This is a genomic window from Candidatus Neomicrothrix sp. (assembly GCF_035329545.1).
GTDB lineage: Bacteria > Actinomycetota > Acidimicrobiia > Acidimicrobiales > Microtrichaceae > Microthrix > Microthrix subdominans.
Genome location: NZ_DAOLGP010000001.1, coordinates 282,934 through 298,284, shown reverse-complemented (window position 1 = coordinate 298,284; position 15,351 = coordinate 282,934). Strand labels below are relative to the sequence as shown.

General features: G+C 66.9%; 13 protein-coding genes. 9 read left to right on the top strand and 4 right to left on the bottom strand.

What is annotated here, in order from left to right; genetic code table 11:
• The first annotated feature begins 151 nt into the window (after positions 1-151).
• Complete coding sequence (locus tag PKD89_RS01285) at positions 152-916, top strand: DUF6544 family protein (protein ID WP_287389452.1); 765 nt, start codon at positions 152-154, stop codon at positions 914-916.
• A 77-nt stretch (positions 917-993) separates the two neighbouring features.
• Here PKD89_RS01285 and PKD89_RS01280 read toward each other — a convergent pair whose 3' ends face one another.
• Positions 994-1,758, bottom strand: a complete 765-nt coding sequence (locus PKD89_RS01280) for a 3'(2'),5'-bisphosphate nucleotidase CysQ (RefSeq protein ID WP_289012533.1) — start codon at positions 1,756-1,758, stop codon at positions 994-996.
• Between the two features lie 71 nt (positions 1,759-1,829).
• Between PKD89_RS01280 and PKD89_RS01275 the strand changes: the two genes are divergently transcribed.
• Positions 1,830-3,470, top strand: a complete 1,641-nt coding sequence (locus PKD89_RS01275; RefSeq protein ID WP_289012534.1) for an ABC1 kinase family protein — start codon at positions 1,830-1,832, stop codon at positions 3,468-3,470.
• 5 nt (positions 3,471-3,475) lie between these two features.
• Here PKD89_RS01275 and PKD89_RS01270 read toward each other — a convergent pair whose 3' ends face one another.
• Both PKD89_RS01270 and PKD89_RS01265 read right to left on the bottom strand, forming a co-directional pair.
• The gene (locus PKD89_RS01270) at positions 3,476-3,787 is read right to left on the bottom strand and encodes a type II toxin-antitoxin system PemK/MazF family toxin (RefSeq protein ID WP_289012535.1); all 312 of its coding nucleotides are present in this window, start codon (positions 3,785-3,787) and stop codon (positions 3,476-3,478) included.
• Complete coding sequence (locus PKD89_RS01265) at positions 3,784-4,062, bottom strand: hypothetical protein (protein ID WP_289012536.1); 279 nt, start codon at positions 4,060-4,062, stop codon at positions 3,784-3,786. Before PKD89_RS01265 ends, PKD89_RS01270 begins: the two co-directional genes overlap by 4 nt.
• Before the next feature lie 95 nt (positions 4,063-4,157).
• On the opposite strand from PKD89_RS01265, the gene PKD89_RS01260 reads away from it, so the two are divergent.
• Positions 4,158-4,388 carry a FitA-like ribbon-helix-helix domain-containing protein gene (locus PKD89_RS01260; RefSeq protein WP_289012537.1) on the top strand — a complete coding sequence of 77 codons (231 nt, stop codon included), beginning with the start codon at positions 4,158-4,160 and terminating at the stop codon, positions 4,386-4,388.
• Positions 4,375-4,770, top strand: a complete 396-nt coding sequence (locus tag PKD89_RS01255) for a type II toxin-antitoxin system VapC family toxin (protein ID WP_287389458.1) — start codon at positions 4,375-4,377, stop codon at positions 4,768-4,770. The genes PKD89_RS01260 and PKD89_RS01255 overlap by 14 nt, the downstream gene beginning before the upstream one ends.
• 21 nt (positions 4,771-4,791) lie before the next feature.
• On the opposite strand, the gene PKD89_RS01250 is transcribed toward PKD89_RS01255, so the two are convergent.
• Positions 4,792-6,069, bottom strand: coding sequence for a DUF445 domain-containing protein (locus PKD89_RS01250; RefSeq protein ID WP_289012538.1), 1,278 nt, complete (start codon positions 6,067-6,069; stop codon positions 4,792-4,794).
• Positions 6,070-6,169: 100 nt separating this feature from the next.
• On the opposite strand from PKD89_RS01250, the gene PKD89_RS01245 reads away from it, so the two are divergent.
• From PKD89_RS01245 to csb2, 5 genes are all read left to right on the top strand, one after another.
• Positions 6,170-7,483: an acyl-CoA dehydrogenase family protein gene (locus tag PKD89_RS01245; RefSeq protein WP_287377305.1), complete on the top strand. Its 1,314-nt coding sequence runs from the start codon at positions 6,170-6,172 to the stop codon at positions 7,481-7,483.
• A gap of 490 nt (positions 7,484-7,973) precedes the next feature.
• On the top strand, positions 7,974-10,454 hold the full coding sequence (cas3g, locus tag PKD89_RS01240; RefSeq protein WP_289012539.1) for a type I-G CRISPR-associated helicase/endonuclease Cas3g: 2,481 nt from the start codon (positions 7,974-7,976) through the stop codon (positions 10,452-10,454).
• Complete coding sequence (gene cas8g1, locus PKD89_RS01235) at positions 10,451-12,808, top strand: type I-G CRISPR-associated protein Cas8g1/Csx17 (RefSeq protein WP_289012540.1); 2,358 nt, start codon at positions 10,451-10,453, stop codon at positions 12,806-12,808. Before cas3g ends, cas8g1 begins: the two co-directional genes overlap by 4 nt.
• A 46-nt stretch (positions 12,809-12,854) precedes the next feature.
• Complete coding sequence (gene cas7g, locus PKD89_RS01230; RefSeq protein WP_289012541.1) at positions 12,855-13,829, top strand: type I-G CRISPR-associated RAMP protein Csb1/Cas7g; 975 nt, start codon at positions 12,855-12,857, stop codon at positions 13,827-13,829.
• Positions 13,826-15,349, top strand: a complete 1,524-nt coding sequence (gene csb2 / locus PKD89_RS01225) for a type I-G CRISPR-associated protein Csb2 (RefSeq protein WP_289012542.1) — start codon at positions 13,826-13,828, stop codon at positions 15,347-15,349. Before cas7g ends, csb2 begins: the two co-directional genes overlap by 4 nt.
• The last annotated feature ends 2 nt before the right edge of the window (positions 15,350-15,351 follow it).

Below are 15,351 nucleotides of genomic sequence, written 5' to 3'. Positions count from 1 at the left end.
GTGGCCAGAACGGCTCGGCCAACACGTGTTCTTGAAATGTAGGCCACGAAGCGACCGACGACGGCAGATGGCCACGCTGCCCGGCACACACCTGGTTAACTCGGAGCATGCTGGGCCATGCGCTTCCTTCGCCGTACCCACTCGGCGTAGCGTGAACGCTTCCCTGGAGGCAGCTGCAGCACGTCGCACCCTGATCCTTGGCAGCGGCGGCCCCGCACCTGCATTCGACCCCGACACGCTGGCCGGCCTCCCGGCCCCCGCCGAACGCATGCTGCGACGAGCGCTCCCGGCCGGCACGCCCCTCGGATCGGCCGTCGAGCTGACGATGCGCGGACGGCTGAGGCTCGGCCCGCGTTGGCTGTCGTTCCGCGCCGACCAGATCCTCGTAGCCGGTCGAGGCTTCGTGTGGCGGGCGATCGTCGGGCAACGCCTCGTGAAATTTTCGGGAGCAGACGTGATGACATCCGAGGGCGCCAGCATGCACTTCCGGCTGCACGGGTTGATCCCGGTGGTGCGTTCCAGCGGCCCCGACATCGCCCGTAGCGGCGCCGGGCGCCTGGCCGCCGAGACGGTTGCGTGGCTCCCCCAGGCGCTCGTTCCCCAGTCCGGGGCGCAGTGGACCCCCATCGATCAGCACCGCGCCATCGTCACCCTTGCCCACCCCGGGGGTACGTCGAACGTCGAGGTCACCGTCGACGATCAAGGTCGCCTGAGGTCAGCCGGCCTCGATCGCTGGAACGGCTCGACCAAGCCGCCCCGGCTGGAGCCGTTCGGCGGCGAGTTCGACGACGAGTTCGTGACCCCCGACGGTGTTCGGCTCGCCGACCGATGCCGGGTGGGCTGGGGATGGAACACCGACGGCTGGGCCACCGGGCAGTTCTTCACCGCCCGATTGGACTCGGCGCTCTCACCTTGAGCGCGCCCAGCACCCGTTTCGTCCGGGGCAACCCAACCTGATGAGCACCCCCGGGCGCCGGGCGACCATCCCTCCGGTCAGGAACTCCAGCCGAAGTCGGCCAGCGTGGCCGCCACCTGGTCGTGCACCCCCGGATGGCAGATCAGCAGGTCGGGCAGCCACGGGTCGGGGCGGTTGTAGCGCAGCGGTGAACCGTCGAGCCGGGAACACCACAGGCCGGCCGCCCGGGCGACCGCAACCGGAGCGCAGCTGTCCCACTCGTACTGACCGCCGGCGTGTGGGTAGCAGTCGACCAGGCCGGTGGCGACCGCCATCGACTTGGCCCCAGCCGATCCCATCGGCATCAGGTCGGCGTCAAGTTCATCGGCCAACGCCATCGCTTCGAGCAACGGACGGCTGCGCGACACGGCCAGACGGGGTGGCCGATTGGGTTCGGCCAGGATCTGTGGGGGTTGAGCGGTCGAGTGGGTCACGCCGACGGCGGGCAGCGCCACCGCCCCAGCGGTCGGCTGGCCGTCCTCTACCAGCGCCACATGAACAGCCCAGTCAATCCTCGGCACCTCCGAGAACTCGCGGGTGCCGTCGAGCGGGTCGATGATCCACACTCGGTCGGCGTCCAATCGGCCCAGGTTGTCCCGACCCTCCTCGGACAGCACGGCGTCGTCGGGCCGCGCTTCGGCGAGGGCTTCCATCAGCATCAGATGGGCGGAGCGGTCCCCGGCGGCCTTCAAGCCGGCCGGCGTCGCCCCCTCCTCGGTGAGCTGGCATCGAAGGTCAACCAGCATGGCACCGGCCTCGGTCGCCAGCCGGTGGGCCAGCTCATGATCATCGCTCTCGGCCATCGGTTCCTCCTGAGGAACGCACTGTAGAGGCCCGCCTCGCCACCCACCCCCGGCGCGGGGGATCATGGGTCATGGTCAGCCCCGCCCACGCGCCCCAAAACTCCGATGTGACGCCCCACGACGGCAACGAGCCCCTCACCCCCGAGCTGGCCCGCTACGCCTTCACCGAGTCCGGACCATGGGTGATCGACCGGGACGAGCTCGACTGGGACGTCGGCCTCGGCGTCATCCGCACCGCGCTCGCCCGCGAGGTGCCCCGCCTCACCACGCCCAAACGCATCCCCCCGCTCGGGCGGCTCGTCACGGTGGGCAGCCGCATCGTCTGGGCGCTGGGCAGCTGGGTGGTTCACGAACGCCGTGCCAAGGACCGCGGACCACGGATGGAAGGGCTGTCCCGGCGGCTGCGCCAGGCCGCGGAGGATCTCGGCCCCACCTACATCAAGCTCGGGCAGATCATCTCCTCGGGGGCCGGCATCTTCCCCGACGAGCTCGTCGCCCAGTTCGCCCTGCTGCGCGACAAGGTGCCCGCCGAAGACTTCGACGTCGTGCGCCAGGTGGTCGAGACCGACCTGGGCCGTCCCCTCGAGGAGGTGTTCGCCCGCTTCGAGCGCACACCGCTGGCTGCGGCGTCGATCGCCCAGGTGCACGTGGCCACCCTGCTCACCGGTGAGGAGGTGGTGGTCAAGGTGCAGCGGCCCACCATCCGCACCGCGGTGTACCGAGACCTCGAGGTCATGGCCTGGCTGGCGCCATTCCTCATCGGCCGGATCCCCGTGTCGGCGCTGGCCAACCCCCCGGCCCTGGTCGAGCTGTTCACCGAGACGATCACCGAGGAACTCGACTTTCGTCTTGAGGCCGAGAACATGCTGGACGTGGCCGAGGTGTTCGCCCACCTCGACCAGCGGGGCTTCGTCGTCGCCCGGCCCCATCCGACCCTCGTCACCCGTCGGGTGCTGGTGATGGAACGCCTTCAGGGCTACGGCTGGGAGGACATCGAGGGCATGATCGCCGCCGGCATCAGCGGCCGCGACGTGATCCGCACCGGCATGGTCGGCTTTACCGAGGGCGCCATGGTGCACGGCATCTTCCACGGCGACCTGCACGGCGGCAACCTGTTCGTGCTCGCCGACGGGCGCATCGCGCTGCTCGACTTCGGCATCACCGCCCGCATGACCGAGAAGGAGCGCATGGCGTTCCTCCGCCTGATGATCACCGGCGCCACCGGCGACATCAAGGGTCAGCTCGGGGCGTTCCGCGACCTGGGCGCGCTGCCCGATGACGTCGACCTCGACTGGGTGATCGAGGAGCTGCGCCTTGACGGCGAGGTGTTCGACCCCACCCAGATGTCTCAGGAAGAGATGATGGCGGAGCTGCAGCGGATCACCAAGGCGCTGCTGGGCATGGGTGCCCGGCTGCCGAAGATCCTCATGCTGTACGTCAAGAACCTGGTGTTCCTCGACGGAGCCATCGCCACCCTGGCCCCCGACCTGGACATCATGGCCGAGGTGATGAACCTGTTTGCCTCGATGGCCGGCCGCCACGGCGACGTGCTCGCCGCGCAGATGGGGCTGCTTGCGGGCGAGGAGATCGCAGTTGACGAGACCGCGGTGCGGGCTGCGTTTGGCATGACCGAGGAGGACCCCAACCCGCTCACCCACGAGGAGCTGCGCCGCCGCCGGGACATGATCCGCGGCCGTATGGGCAAGCGGTAGAGCGGCTACAGCCCCAGCACCGACCTCAGCGCCGCATCCACCGCCTGCATCTCCACGCTCGAAAGTTGCCCGATGTGCTCTACGAGGTGCGATCGGGCCACCAGTTGCGTATCGAGCGTCGACACGTAACTGGATGACGAAACCTCAACGAGACGAACCGGCACGCTCGCCGGAAAGTCCTCGTGCCAGGCGGCCGACGTAATCGGGGCCACGTGGATCTGCCAGAACTCCAGATCGCAGACGTCGTCGGACGAGACGATGACCGCAGGCCGAACTTTATCCAGCCGGGTCCACCAAATCCGGCCCCGAGCAATCATCGGAGGTGCTCCGGCGCTTCGATGTCGTCCTCCATGGGCGGTGTTGCTGGGCGAGCTCGAAGCGCCTCGAACGACCGCTCCTGGTAGCGGCGGAACTCCGGGTCACCCATGGCCGCTGCGGCACGCACGTAGAAGTCGGAGCGCGACCCGCTCTGCTCCAGCACCGACCGGGCTCCCTCCACCCACAGGCCCGATCTGGTGGTCCCGCGACGCAGCACTTCGGCCTCCATGCGGTGATGGAGGTCATCTGGGACGTGAATAGTTACCTTGGCCATGCCCGAAAGTATAACCCGGTTACACCATCCCTACCCTCGGCCCTGCAGCTGGCCGCTCCGACCTCAGGTCTCCGTCATGGGTGTAAAGTGCATGCATGCGGAACATTCAGGTGCGCAATGTGCCGGAAGCGACCCACGAGAAGCTGACCCGTCGGGCGAAACAGTCCGGCAAATCTCTGCAGAAATTCCTCAGCGAGCAGCTGGAAGCCATCGCAGCCAGGCCATCACAGGACGACATTCTGGACCGCATAGAGGGCAGGGCGGGAGGGCGCTTGAGTTCTGCCGAGGCCCTGACTGCGCTCGAGTCGGCCCGTGCTCGTCGTTGATGCTTCGGTCATCGCTCCCCTCGTCGCCGACGACGGCCAGGGGAGCGAGGGAAAGCGGTACCGAAGACGTTTGCGGGGCGAGCTCCTCGTCGCACCGGACCTGATGCGAGTCCAGGTGCTCTCGGTGTTGCGGGTGCACGCTGCGACCGCAACCCTGACACCGGATCGAGCCGAGCAGGCGGCCGCCGACCTGTTCGCGTTGCCGGTGGAGGTGTTCACGATCGAGGCGTTGCTCCCTCGGATTTGGGAGCTTCGCCACAACGTCACTCCCTACGACGCGTGCTACGTGGCATTGGCAGAGTCGCTTGACTGCACGCTGCTCAGCGCTGACCGACGGCTCGGTCGCGCGCCAGGCATCCGCTGCGCGATCGAGTTTCCATAGGATCGACCGGAGCGGATGGCGTCAGCCCAGCAGTTGGCCGACGCTGTAGATCACCACACCGGCCAGCGCCCCGACCACCGTGCCGTTGATGCGGACGAACTGCAGGTCCCGCCCCACCTGCAGCTCGATGCGTTCGGCCGCCTCGGCGGTGTCCCAACGCTGCACGGTCGTGGCGATGTAGGCCCCCACCTGATCGCGGGACTGCTCGGCCAGCGACACCGCAGTCGTGGTCACCCATGCGTCGGTCTTGGCGCTCAGCGCCGGGTCGTCGCTCAGCCGCCTGCCCACCCGGGCGATCGTGTCCGACACACGCTCGAGCGTCGCATCGTCGGGGTCGGCGGCGGCTTCCTTGATCCGCTCCTTCAGGTCGACCCAGATCGAGTTGGTCCACTCCCGCAGCTGGGGGTGATCGAGCAGCTCGTCGCGCAGCTCGTCGGCCCGACGCACTGTCGCCGGATCGTTGGCCAGGTCGATCACCAGTTGCTCAACTTGGTCGTCGATCGAGAGCCGAAGCTGGTGGTTGGGGTCGGTGGCCAAATCGAACAGGTAGCGGGTGGCTACGGCGTGGAGGCGATCGAACACGACGTCGTCCACCGTGTTGGGCACCCACCACGGCGACTCGGTGTACAGACGGGTGCGCAGCGTCTCCCGGTTGACCTCGAGCACCTCACCCAGGCGCCGCAGGATCACCGACAGCACGTCCTGGTGACGGCCCTCGGCGACGACCAGCTCGAGCACCCGGGACGCCGCCGGGCCGGTGGAGGTCGTGCGCAGACGACGTACGACGGCGTCCTCGATCACGTCGCGCACCTCGTCGTCGCGCACGGCGTCGAGGACGCTGGATCCGACGGTCAGCACCTGGCGGGCCATCCGTTCGGCGTTGACCGGCTCGGCCATCCAGGCGCCCACCCGGGCCGACACCTGAGCTTCCCCCAGGCGCTCGGAGATGCCCTCGGCGGTGAGGAAGTAGTCGGAGACGAACGACCCCAGCCCGGCGCCGATGTCGTCCTTGCGTTTCTGGATGATCGCAGTGTGCGGGATCGGGATGCCCATCGGGTGCTTGAAGAGCGCGGTGACGGCAAACCAGTCGGCCAGCCCGCCCACCATGCCCGCCTCGGCGGCGGCTCGCACGTAGGCCACCCACCCGGGAGCGTCGTCGCCGGCGATCGCGGTCGCGACGAACACGGCAGTGGCGACGAGGAGCAGACCGACCGCAACCGTCTTCATTCGGCGCAGTTCGGACCGTCGTCTCACCTCATCGCTGGCGAGCGGGAGTGGGGGCATGGGGGGCGGCGTCACGATCGGAAATCGTATAGGTGGTGGCGCTCCGGATCGCCGCTCCAGATCACTTGACCGCGCGGTCTAGTCCGCGCTCGAGCTCGTCGTTATTATCTGATCCATGAGCGACGCCAGCACCGAGAGCACCGACACGCCCACCAAGTCCTCACGCCGGGACCACCCCGAGCTTCGCGACGAGGTGTCCTCGTGGGTCACCTCCAATTGGGATCCGGAGCTGTCGGTCGGCGAGTGGTGGACCAAGCTCCGCGACGCCCGGTGGTCTGTGCCCGCATGGCCCTCCGAGTGGTACGGACGCGACCTGTCGCGAGGTGAGGCGGTCGTCGTCGCCGAGGAGATCGCCAAGGCCGGGGCGATCGGCCCCCCGGGCGGCCTCGGACTGCTGTTGGCCGGGCCGACGATCATCGCCCAGGGCACCGACGAGCAGAAGCAGCGCTACATCCCGACGATCGTCGACGGTTCCGAGGCCTGGTGCCAGCTGTTCTCCGAGCCCGAGGCCGGATCCGACCTGGCGGCGATCCGTACCTCGGCGGTGCGCGACGGCGACGAGTGGATCATCAACGGCCAGAAGGTGTGGACCTCGGCCGGACAGATCGCCGACCTGGGCATGCTGATGGCCCGCACCGACCCGACGGTCCCCAAGCACAGCGGCATCTCCTACTTCGCCATCGACATGCACCAGCCAGGCATCGAGGTTCGTCCGCTCAAGGAGATGACCGGGCGGGCGTTGTTCAACGAGGTGTTCATTTCCGATGCCCGCGTAGCCGACGAAGCGCTGATCGGCGGCGAGGGACGCGGCTGGGCGGTGGCCAACACCACGCTGATGTTCGAGCGGGCCGGCCTGGGCGCCGGCGGCACCGGCGCCGTCAGCTCGGCGGTACCGGGCACGGTGCACGGCCACCTTGAGAAGCGGGTCGGCGACTTCGTGCGGGGCGACACGTCCGGCTCCGGCTCGGCGATGGCCGGCGGAGGGCCCAGCGCCATCCTCAAGATGGCAGCGACCACCGGGGCGGCGCTGCACGACCCCGTACTGCGCGACGATCTGATGCGCCTCCACACGCTGGTCGAGCTGGCCAAGATGACCAACCGGCGAGCCAAGGCGGCCAAGGCGATCGGCATCGAGATTCCCGGACTCCCCAACCTGTCCAAGCTGATGATGAGCGACATGATGCGGGCCACGATCGACCTCGGCCCCCGCATCCTGGGCCCCGCCGGCCAGTTGGCCGGCGACTCGGCCCCCTACGACGGCGCCATCACCGAGATGGTGCTGTTCGCCCCCGGGCCGGCCATCTACGGCGGTACCGACCAGATCCAGCGCAACATCATCGGCGAGCGGGTGCTCGGCCTGCCGTCGGAACCGCGCAACGACAAGACCCTGCCGTTCAACGAGCTGCGAACCTCCAAGGGCGCCGAGTAAAGCGTCGGATCGGCGGGCTGGGCCAAGCCGTCCGACTGAGCACGACGCAGATCCCTGATTCTGACCCGCAGGGGGCTCGGAAGCGGGATCTTCGCGTTTTCAACCCTCTTTCAGGCGGCATGCGCCCCGAATTCCGGGCTGCACAAGGGCACTGGTCCGAGGATGAGAGCCCGACCGCACTCTGAACGGCATGCAGCCAGGTCTTGAACGCGACGGAGGAGAGGGAGAGGGCCGCTTCGACGCGGGCGGGCGATAGCGGCGCGTCGCCCCCCGCAAGCTGGACTTTTCGGCCGGCCGGTGCTCCTTGTCACACCCTTGTGCCATGGTATTCACGAAGCCTCGCAACGGCGGGTTGCAACTCCGTGCCTCGACCGGCTTGCCCAGATTCAGCCCAAGGAGTCCAGACCGATGAACCTGCGAAACGCATCAGGACCGAGCGGCCGCTCACATGTGCGCCTCACTTCGAATCCTTGGGGTGAAGGAACGGGACATGAGTGACATCTCGTCGGAGTTCGAACGCATCACAGGCTTTCCGCCCTACAACTGGCAGCACCGGCTGGTCGAGGAGGGGCTGCCGGAAATGCTTGAGATACCCACCGGGTGCGGCAAGACCGAGGCCGTTTTCATGGCCTGGGCCTACCGACGACGGCTCCACCCCGACGCTACCGTTCGCTCTGACACGCCTCGCCGCCTGGTCATGGTGTTGCCGCAGCGGTCGTTGGTCGACCAGACCCTGCGAAGGTTGATCGCTTGGACCGACAGCGCTGGTTGGAATAATTCAGGCTCCGATGACTACCTACCCGTCCACGTCCTGATGGGCGGCGAGTCGGTGGGCAGGTGGCAACTGGCACCACACCGTGACGCCGTCATCATCGGCACGCTCGACATGGTGCTCTCGCGCACCCTCAACCGCGGTTACGCCATGAACCGCTTCGCCTGGCCGGTGGACTTCGGTCTGCTCAACAACGACTGCCACTACGTGCTCGACGAGGTGCAACTGATGGGGGCCGCCGCCACCACGAGTCGGCAGCTCGATGCATTTCGACGTGAAATGGGCACCGCTATCGGCTGTTCGACGACCTGGATGTCGGCCACGCTCGACACCAAACGACTCGCCACGGTCGATAACCCATCCCCAGCCGAACCGTTCGCACTGCTGCCCACCGAGGTGATCGACACGCTCGCCCAACGGCTCAACGCCCAACGCCGGATCGAACGGTGGTTGGGAGACGATTCGCTCGACCAACGACCTGAGAAGCGGAACCTGCCGGGCCTGCGAACGGACGCAGTGGTTGAACGCCATCGCCCGGGCACCCTCACCCTCGTAGTCGTCAACCAGGTGGACGTGGCGCGCGAGTTGCACAAGAGACTGGCCAAGGCGGTTCCTTCCGAGACCGAGTTGGTCTTGTTGCACTCGCGGTTCCGTCCAGCCGACCGCGCCCGCCAGATGGCCCGGGTCTTGGCCGATCCCTCTCCCGCCGGAACCGTGGTGGTGACCACGCAGGTGGTCGAGGCGGGGGTGGATCTCAACGCCACCACGCTGTTCACAGAAGTAGCCCCCTGGTCATCAATCGTTCAACGGTCGGGGCGTTGCAACCGAACCGGATTGATCGAGGAGGCAGTGCTCCTGTGGGATCCGCCAAACAATCCAGCGCCCTACGAAGCCGAGGACGTCGGCGCGACCGAAGCCCAGCTCGCCCAACTGAGCGGTGACCTCATCAGTACCGGACAACTCGGTGGGTTGGAGGTTCCGGAAAGTGGTGGCGAGGAGCCGCTGGTGCTGCGCCGCCGAGACCTGCTCGGGCTCTTCGACACCACCCCCGACCTCACTGGCAACGACCTGGACATAGCGCCGTTTCTGCGCAGCGGTGACGACCTGAGCGTCTGGGTGTGCTGGAGGGATCTGAGCGAGTCAGCCCAACCCACGCCGACGCGTGACGAACTCTGCCAGGTGCCGGTGGGCGAACTGGGGAAGTGGATCAAGAGGCAACGCCAGGGTGGAGGTCGAGTGGCGCATCGCCTGGAGCACCTCGGCCGAGGCAAGACCACGTGGGTCAACCTGGGCGGAGAGCGGCTAAGGCCGGGGATGGTATTGCTCGTCGAGAAATCCCTGGGCGGATACCAGAGCCACCTCGGCTGGGACCCATCTTCGAGGCACACAGTCGAACCACCCTGGTCCGACGAGATGCCCTTAGGTGGCGAACAAACGGCCGACGCTGACCACCTCGCCCCCCTCGATGAGCGCGAGAGCGACGATGTGGCCTCGTTCAACCGCCATCGTTGGATGAGCCTGGAGGAGCACCTGGTCGACGCTGGGCGGGACGCCGAGCAGTTGCTTGATGCGCTAGAGACGCCGGGGCTCGACGAGCACCAACGCGTAGCCGGGATTCGTGCAGCCAGGCTGCACGACTTGGGTAAAGCACATCCCGTCTTTCAGACCACGTTGGAGAACTCGGCCAAGGGGGAGCACATTCCAATTCCTGGCCCGTGGGCCAAGTCACCGACCCAACGCGGGCCGGGACATAGTCGGCCACACTTCCGCCACGAACTGGTCTCAGCCCTGGCGCTCTTGAGCCAGGCGTCACCGCTGCTCGACGGCTTCGCGGAAAGAGACCTCATCTGCTATCTGACCGCCGCACACCATGGCAAGGTGCGCCTGGCCATCCGCGCCATGCCCGACGAGCAACTACCAGACGACGCCGAGCATCCGGCCGGTGCGCGCATCGCCCTCGGAGTCATCGACGGAGATGTTGTGCCGGCGGTGACCATCGACGGCCAGACCGTCGGGCCGCTCACACTCAGTCTGGATGCTATGGATGCTGGTTCTACCGAAACCGGCAAATCGTGGACCTCACTGACCTCGGGCCTGGTTATCCGAGACGATCTCGGGCCGTTCCGACTCGGCTTTCTCGAAGCGATTGTCCGGATAGCGGACTGGCTTGCCAGCGACACGACGGAGGTGCGGTCATGACCGGCAACCACCATCTCGACGGCCCGCGCAATCACATCATTCTGGATGGGCTCAGCAGCTCAATCCTGGGTGAGTACCTCGCCGCCATCGGTCTGCACCGCCTCGTCGCCGGCCAGGCAGACCCGACGGCGACCCTGCGCTGGGAGGGTTCGACCCCGGTCGTGAACTCCATCCTCAGCGAGGCCGAGATCCGGCATTTTCTTGCAGATGACGCCGTGCCCGCCCCGCTGGTAGCGCCGTGGAACGGCAGCGACGTCGGCGGGTTTCACCCGACGGCGAACACCCGTGGCACCCGAATGTGGGCCCGGTTCCGCAACTCAACCCAGCAGAGACTGCAGCTGTATCGCGAAGTGATCACCGCTGTTGATGCCGCAGTTCAAGCGCATGGCTGGGCTCACAATTTGAGCGGCGACGAAAAGGCTCTAGCCATTCGAGTGCTCCGCAATACCCTCCCAGACGAGGCACTTGACTTCCTCGACGCAGCTGTCGTGATCTCCGACGAGAACGTCCGATACCCGGCGCTGCTTGGAACGGGAGGGAACATCGGCAGGCTCGACCTGGTGCTCAACTACGGCGAACACCTCGAAGCGCTCACCGGTTTAGCGGAACCACCCAAGCGGGGTTCGGCTCCCGACCCCAACCAGTGGCTGGCGGAGGTTTTCAGCTCATCCCCCCAGCCCCGGGCGAAAGGTACGCCAGGGCAGTACGACGGTGCCGGGATTGGCGGTTCCAACCTGGGTCGGAAAGGCGACGGCCGAGCTTTGGTGAACCCCTGGGTGTATGTGCTCGGCCTGCACGGCACCCTCGCGTTTGCATCGGCGATGAGCCGTCGCCAGGGTGCAGACTCTGGCGTCGCGTCTGCGCCCTTTTACGTGACGGGTGTCGCTGCCGACTATGCGTCTGCTGCGCAAGCGGAGCCAGCGAAGGGTGAGTTCTGGGCACCTGTGTGGAACCGACCGTTGACTTTGACAGAGCTCACCACGCTGGCGGGCGAGGGTCGCCTCGAATGGCGGGGCCGCCAGGCCCGCAGCAGCACCGACGCCGTTCGCGCGCTTAAGTCCTTCGGAGTTGACCGGGGCCTGGACCGATTCGAACGCTTTGGGTTTATCGAACGCAATGGTCAATCACCCGTTGCAGTGCACGTCGGCCGTCACCGCATCGAGGACCAGCCAACTGTTCGACTCACCGCCGAGCTGGACCGATGGGTGCAGCACTTGAATCGCGTCGGAGACGACCGAACACCCGCCGGAGTTCGATCGGCCCGAAACCGGCTCAACCGGGCACTCTTTGCCGCAGGTTCCAACCCCACACCGAGCAGACTTCGTGCGCTCCTAGTCGAGGCTGCCCGGGCAGAGCGTGCAGCCTCCCGGTCGGCCACGTTTCTCGAGAGCGCCTCGCTCGAACCAATACCATTGCTCAGCACCCAGGCCTGGCTGCCAGCGTTGGACGACGGATCAGTCGAGTTCGGCGTCGCTGCCGCGTTGATGATGGGCCGGGATTCGGTTCCGAGCCAAGGAGACCGCTCGCATCTCTCCGAGACCTTGGACAATGCACCCACAACGTTGCGTGACTGCCTGCGGGCTACTGAACCGTCCGGAGGACGCTTCGAACGGCTGACCTGGGCGCGCAACGGTCCGCCGGTTCCCGGTCTGGGTGAGCGGCCACTCCCCAGCGTGTTGTCTGACGTGATGGTGCTGCGGGCTCGGACGCGACGCAACCCGTTGGCGACGGCCGACGAGGCGCTACGCCCTCCGTTTCGCGGCATTCGGCCCCAGTTCGAGGGCGTCTGGGCCTGGCGAGTCCCGGCATCCCACGCGGAACAGTTCGCTGCCGGCCAATGTGACGCCATTCGGTTGACCGAGTGGTTGGAGGCGCTGTTGCTGTGTCGGCCGCGCAGTCCCTGGGAGCAGAAGACCCATGATCGGGAGCCGCCCTCTGAGCGCCCTCGTGGTCATCAGGGAGCCCCCGGGTCCAGCCCGCTCTGGCGATTCCTCGCTCCATGGACCGGTGGGGTGAACCTCAACCCGGGCGACCGCAGTCCTGTGGTGCCCGTCATGCCACCCACCTGGCCGGCGCGGCTACGGGCTGGTTCGGCCCCGTCGGTCATCGCCGACGCCCGCAACCGGTACGCCATGGCCGGCTCTCCGCCAGTACTCAACATGTCGGCCGTCGGACACCCGGTCGACGCCGCCGCATCCCGGCAGGTGCTCGCAGCCCTGCTGGTGCCAACTACTACACGCGACCTCGCCCAACTCCTGACCGCCAACTCACTGCCGCCCCTTGGGGCTGAGCCGCCCAAGCCCGGCGCCGGCGACCAACCGGCAGAGCGCCCGGACGAGCCTGTCGTGGCCTAATTCGGCACTTTCCGCAATCATCAAACAACCACTGAGGAGCAAATTCATGACCACGCAGCGAACCGTTCTACGAGTTCCGATGCGACCTATCTCAGGCTCGCGCTTCCAGCCGACAGGCTTCCCTGATCTCGGACCTGCCACGTTCCAGCGTCCGATGGCCGACGGCTCTACTCAGCAGTGTGTGCTGGTCGAGTCCAACCAGTCGATGGCCAATCGGCTGGAGGGAACGCTGTGGTCGGAAGGCGACCAGGCACCCGTCGATCTGATCTCGGACCTGCCGTGGGTTCGGGTGACCGCCGCAGACGACGGCCGATACGTCACCTCAAGCCGCACAGAGGCTCACCGGCTAGCCAGCGCCTTCGTCAAGCAGTCCACGTTGGATGGGGTCGGCATGACCGAGGTGATCAAGGATCGCCTGGAGTTGCGGGACGACACCCCGCTGGCGCCACGTCAGATCGCCCACGCGATCTTCGCCCTCGATCCGCTGTGCCTCGTCCACGGCGTGTTCTTCGCCGATTCAGCCTGGCCCGGCCAGCCAAAGGTGTCGCGTGCCATCACCGGCGTGGTCGAGGCCCACGATGTCGCCGAGGCCGTATCGGGCGGCGTGAAGTTCGACCGAGTTCGACATTCGCTGGGCGAAGCGGAGGGCGGCACTGCCGAGGGCTATGGCACCGTTCCATTCCATCGCATGGAGTTCACGGCACGAGAGATCGAGGCGACGTTCGTGCTCGACCTGGCTCAACTCCGTGCCTATGGCCTACCCGACGGAGCCCGCGACCTTCTCGAGGCGCTGGCCCTCTGGGAAGTTCGCTTCCTGATCGAGGGCGGCATGCGACTGCGCACCGCTTGCGACCTGGAGCCGGTCGATTCCTCCGCCCTCGATGACCTGCCCGGAACGCCCGAGCTGGAAGATCGAATCGGAGCGGGGATCGCGTCCAGTGGTGACCTCATGCCCACCAAGGGCCCCATCGAGGTCATCTGGTCAGGCGGCAAGGCCAAGACGCCGAAGGGCCCCAAGTGAGCCTGCGCGTCTCGATCTCGTTTCCACTCGGCCGCTACCACGCCACCCCATGGGATCGTCACGTCAACGAGGGGGCGATCGAGTGGCCACCATCGCCCTGGCGCCTGGTTCGGGCGCTGGTAGCAGTCTGGCACGACCGTTGTCCGGAGCTGAGCGAGGAGGCCGTGCTCGAAGTGCTCAACGTGGTCGGCGACCACCCCACCTATGCCCTCCCCCGTTCGCTGGCTGCCGGTACCCGCCACTACTACCCGGGGAGCGCACAACAGCTTCCGAAAAATCACGATACGGCCAAGGTCCTCGACACCTTCAGGGCGGTCGACCCGGCCGCCGTGCTCGAGGTTCGCTGGTCGGGTGAGTTATCGGAGTCTGGACTCAAGGCGGCCACAACGCTGTTCGAACGCCTCGGCTATCTGGGTCGGGCCGACAGCATCTGCGAGGCGAGTGTCATCTCGGACAGCGACCGTGCTGAATTGGTCGCTTCCGAAGAGACCCTCTCGGCGTTCCCCGATCAGAGCGGCGACCACCGCCTTTTGGCACCGGAGTTGCCGATCCACCTTGCGTCGATCACGGTCCAGACGGACGCCATGCGAGCGGCAGGTTACGCCCAGCCGCAGGCGTCGGTCTTGGCGCGCTACCGGATCGAGCCCGAGGAAGACATCGGCGGCCGCATAGCCCAACCTCCGATCAGCACGGTTGATCGACCGCAGGTCGCCGTGTTATCGGTCGCTGGCCGCCCGGCGCCCAGCCATGAACTCGCCCTAGTGGTGGCCGAGCGTGTGCGCAGTGCGCTTCAGAGCCACTTCGGTCGCAGGAAGCAGCACGCGGCCAGTCCGACGTTTGCAGGACACCTCGCAAAGGTCGAGCACCCTAAGCACGACGACCACCGCAGCGATGACCACCAACACCTTCATCTGCTTGCATTACCCGGACCAGATCGACGGATCGACCGAATTGTCGCCTGGGCGCCGGAGGGATTCGGCCCCGAGGAAGTCGCGGCACTTGCCTCAATCAGCGATATCTACCCTCCAGGCCGAGGACCAGGAACCCGGGGCGACCGCAGCACCGCCGAACGCGAACGCCAAGCGGTGCGGGGGCTGTCTCAGTTCCGTGTTGCGCTCGCCGCTTTGGGGAAACCCCACGAGGTGGTGCCTGACCTCGTCGGACCGTCCCGAGTATGGCGTTCGGCGACGCCGATGATTCCAACCGGCCGTCCCAACCGCCAGGACCTGGCCGATACGGAACGCTTGGGCGGGGTCTCGCTTCGATTCGCCAGGCGGCGGATGAGCCGAGAGTTGCACTATCGGGGTCTCCCAGCACCCGCATCGGTCGAGTTTCTTAACCGACCACCAACCGCAGCACAACGCTACCGTCGGCACCGCATCGGCCGAACGCTGAAGGACGCCAAATCTGCCACTTGGCTGGAAATCGTCTTTGAGGCGCCCCAGCAAGGCCCGTTGGCCCTAGGCGCCCTCAGCCATCTGGGAATGGGGCTGTTCCTCCCGGTGGGAGAGGCTGGCTGAGC

What these genes read in the sequence shown, in the direction of transcription:
- cas7g (WP_289012541.1), top strand. Translation starts at nt 12,855, where the DNA reads ATGACCACGCAGCGAACCGTTCTACGAGTTCCGATGCGACCTATCTCA.
- PKD89_RS01270 (WP_289012535.1), bottom strand. Translation starts at nt 3,787, where the DNA reads ATGATTGCTCGGGGCCGGATTTGGTGGACCCGGCTGGATAAAGTTCGG.
- cas8g1 (WP_289012540.1), top strand. Translation starts at nt 10,451, where the DNA reads ATGACCGGCAACCACCATCTCGACGGCCCGCGCAATCACATCATTCTG.
- PKD89_RS01280 (WP_289012533.1), bottom strand. Translation starts at nt 1,758, where the DNA reads ATGGCCGAGAGCGATGATCATGAGCTGGCCCACCGGCTGGCGACCGAG.
- PKD89_RS01260 (WP_289012537.1), top strand. Translation starts at nt 4,158, where the DNA reads ATGCGGAACATTCAGGTGCGCAATGTGCCGGAAGCGACCCACGAGAAG.
- PKD89_RS01245 (WP_287377305.1), top strand. Translation starts at nt 6,170, where the DNA reads ATGAGCGACGCCAGCACCGAGAGCACCGACACGCCCACCAAGTCCTCA.
- cas3g (WP_289012539.1), top strand. Translation starts at nt 7,974, where the DNA reads ATGAGTGACATCTCGTCGGAGTTCGAACGCATCACAGGCTTTCCGCCC.
- PKD89_RS01275 (WP_289012534.1), top strand. Translation starts at nt 1,830, where the DNA reads ATGGTCAGCCCCGCCCACGCGCCCCAAAACTCCGATGTGACGCCCCAC.
- PKD89_RS01265 (WP_289012536.1), bottom strand. Translation starts at nt 4,062, where the DNA reads ATGGCCAAGGTAACTATTCACGTCCCAGATGACCTCCATCACCGCATG.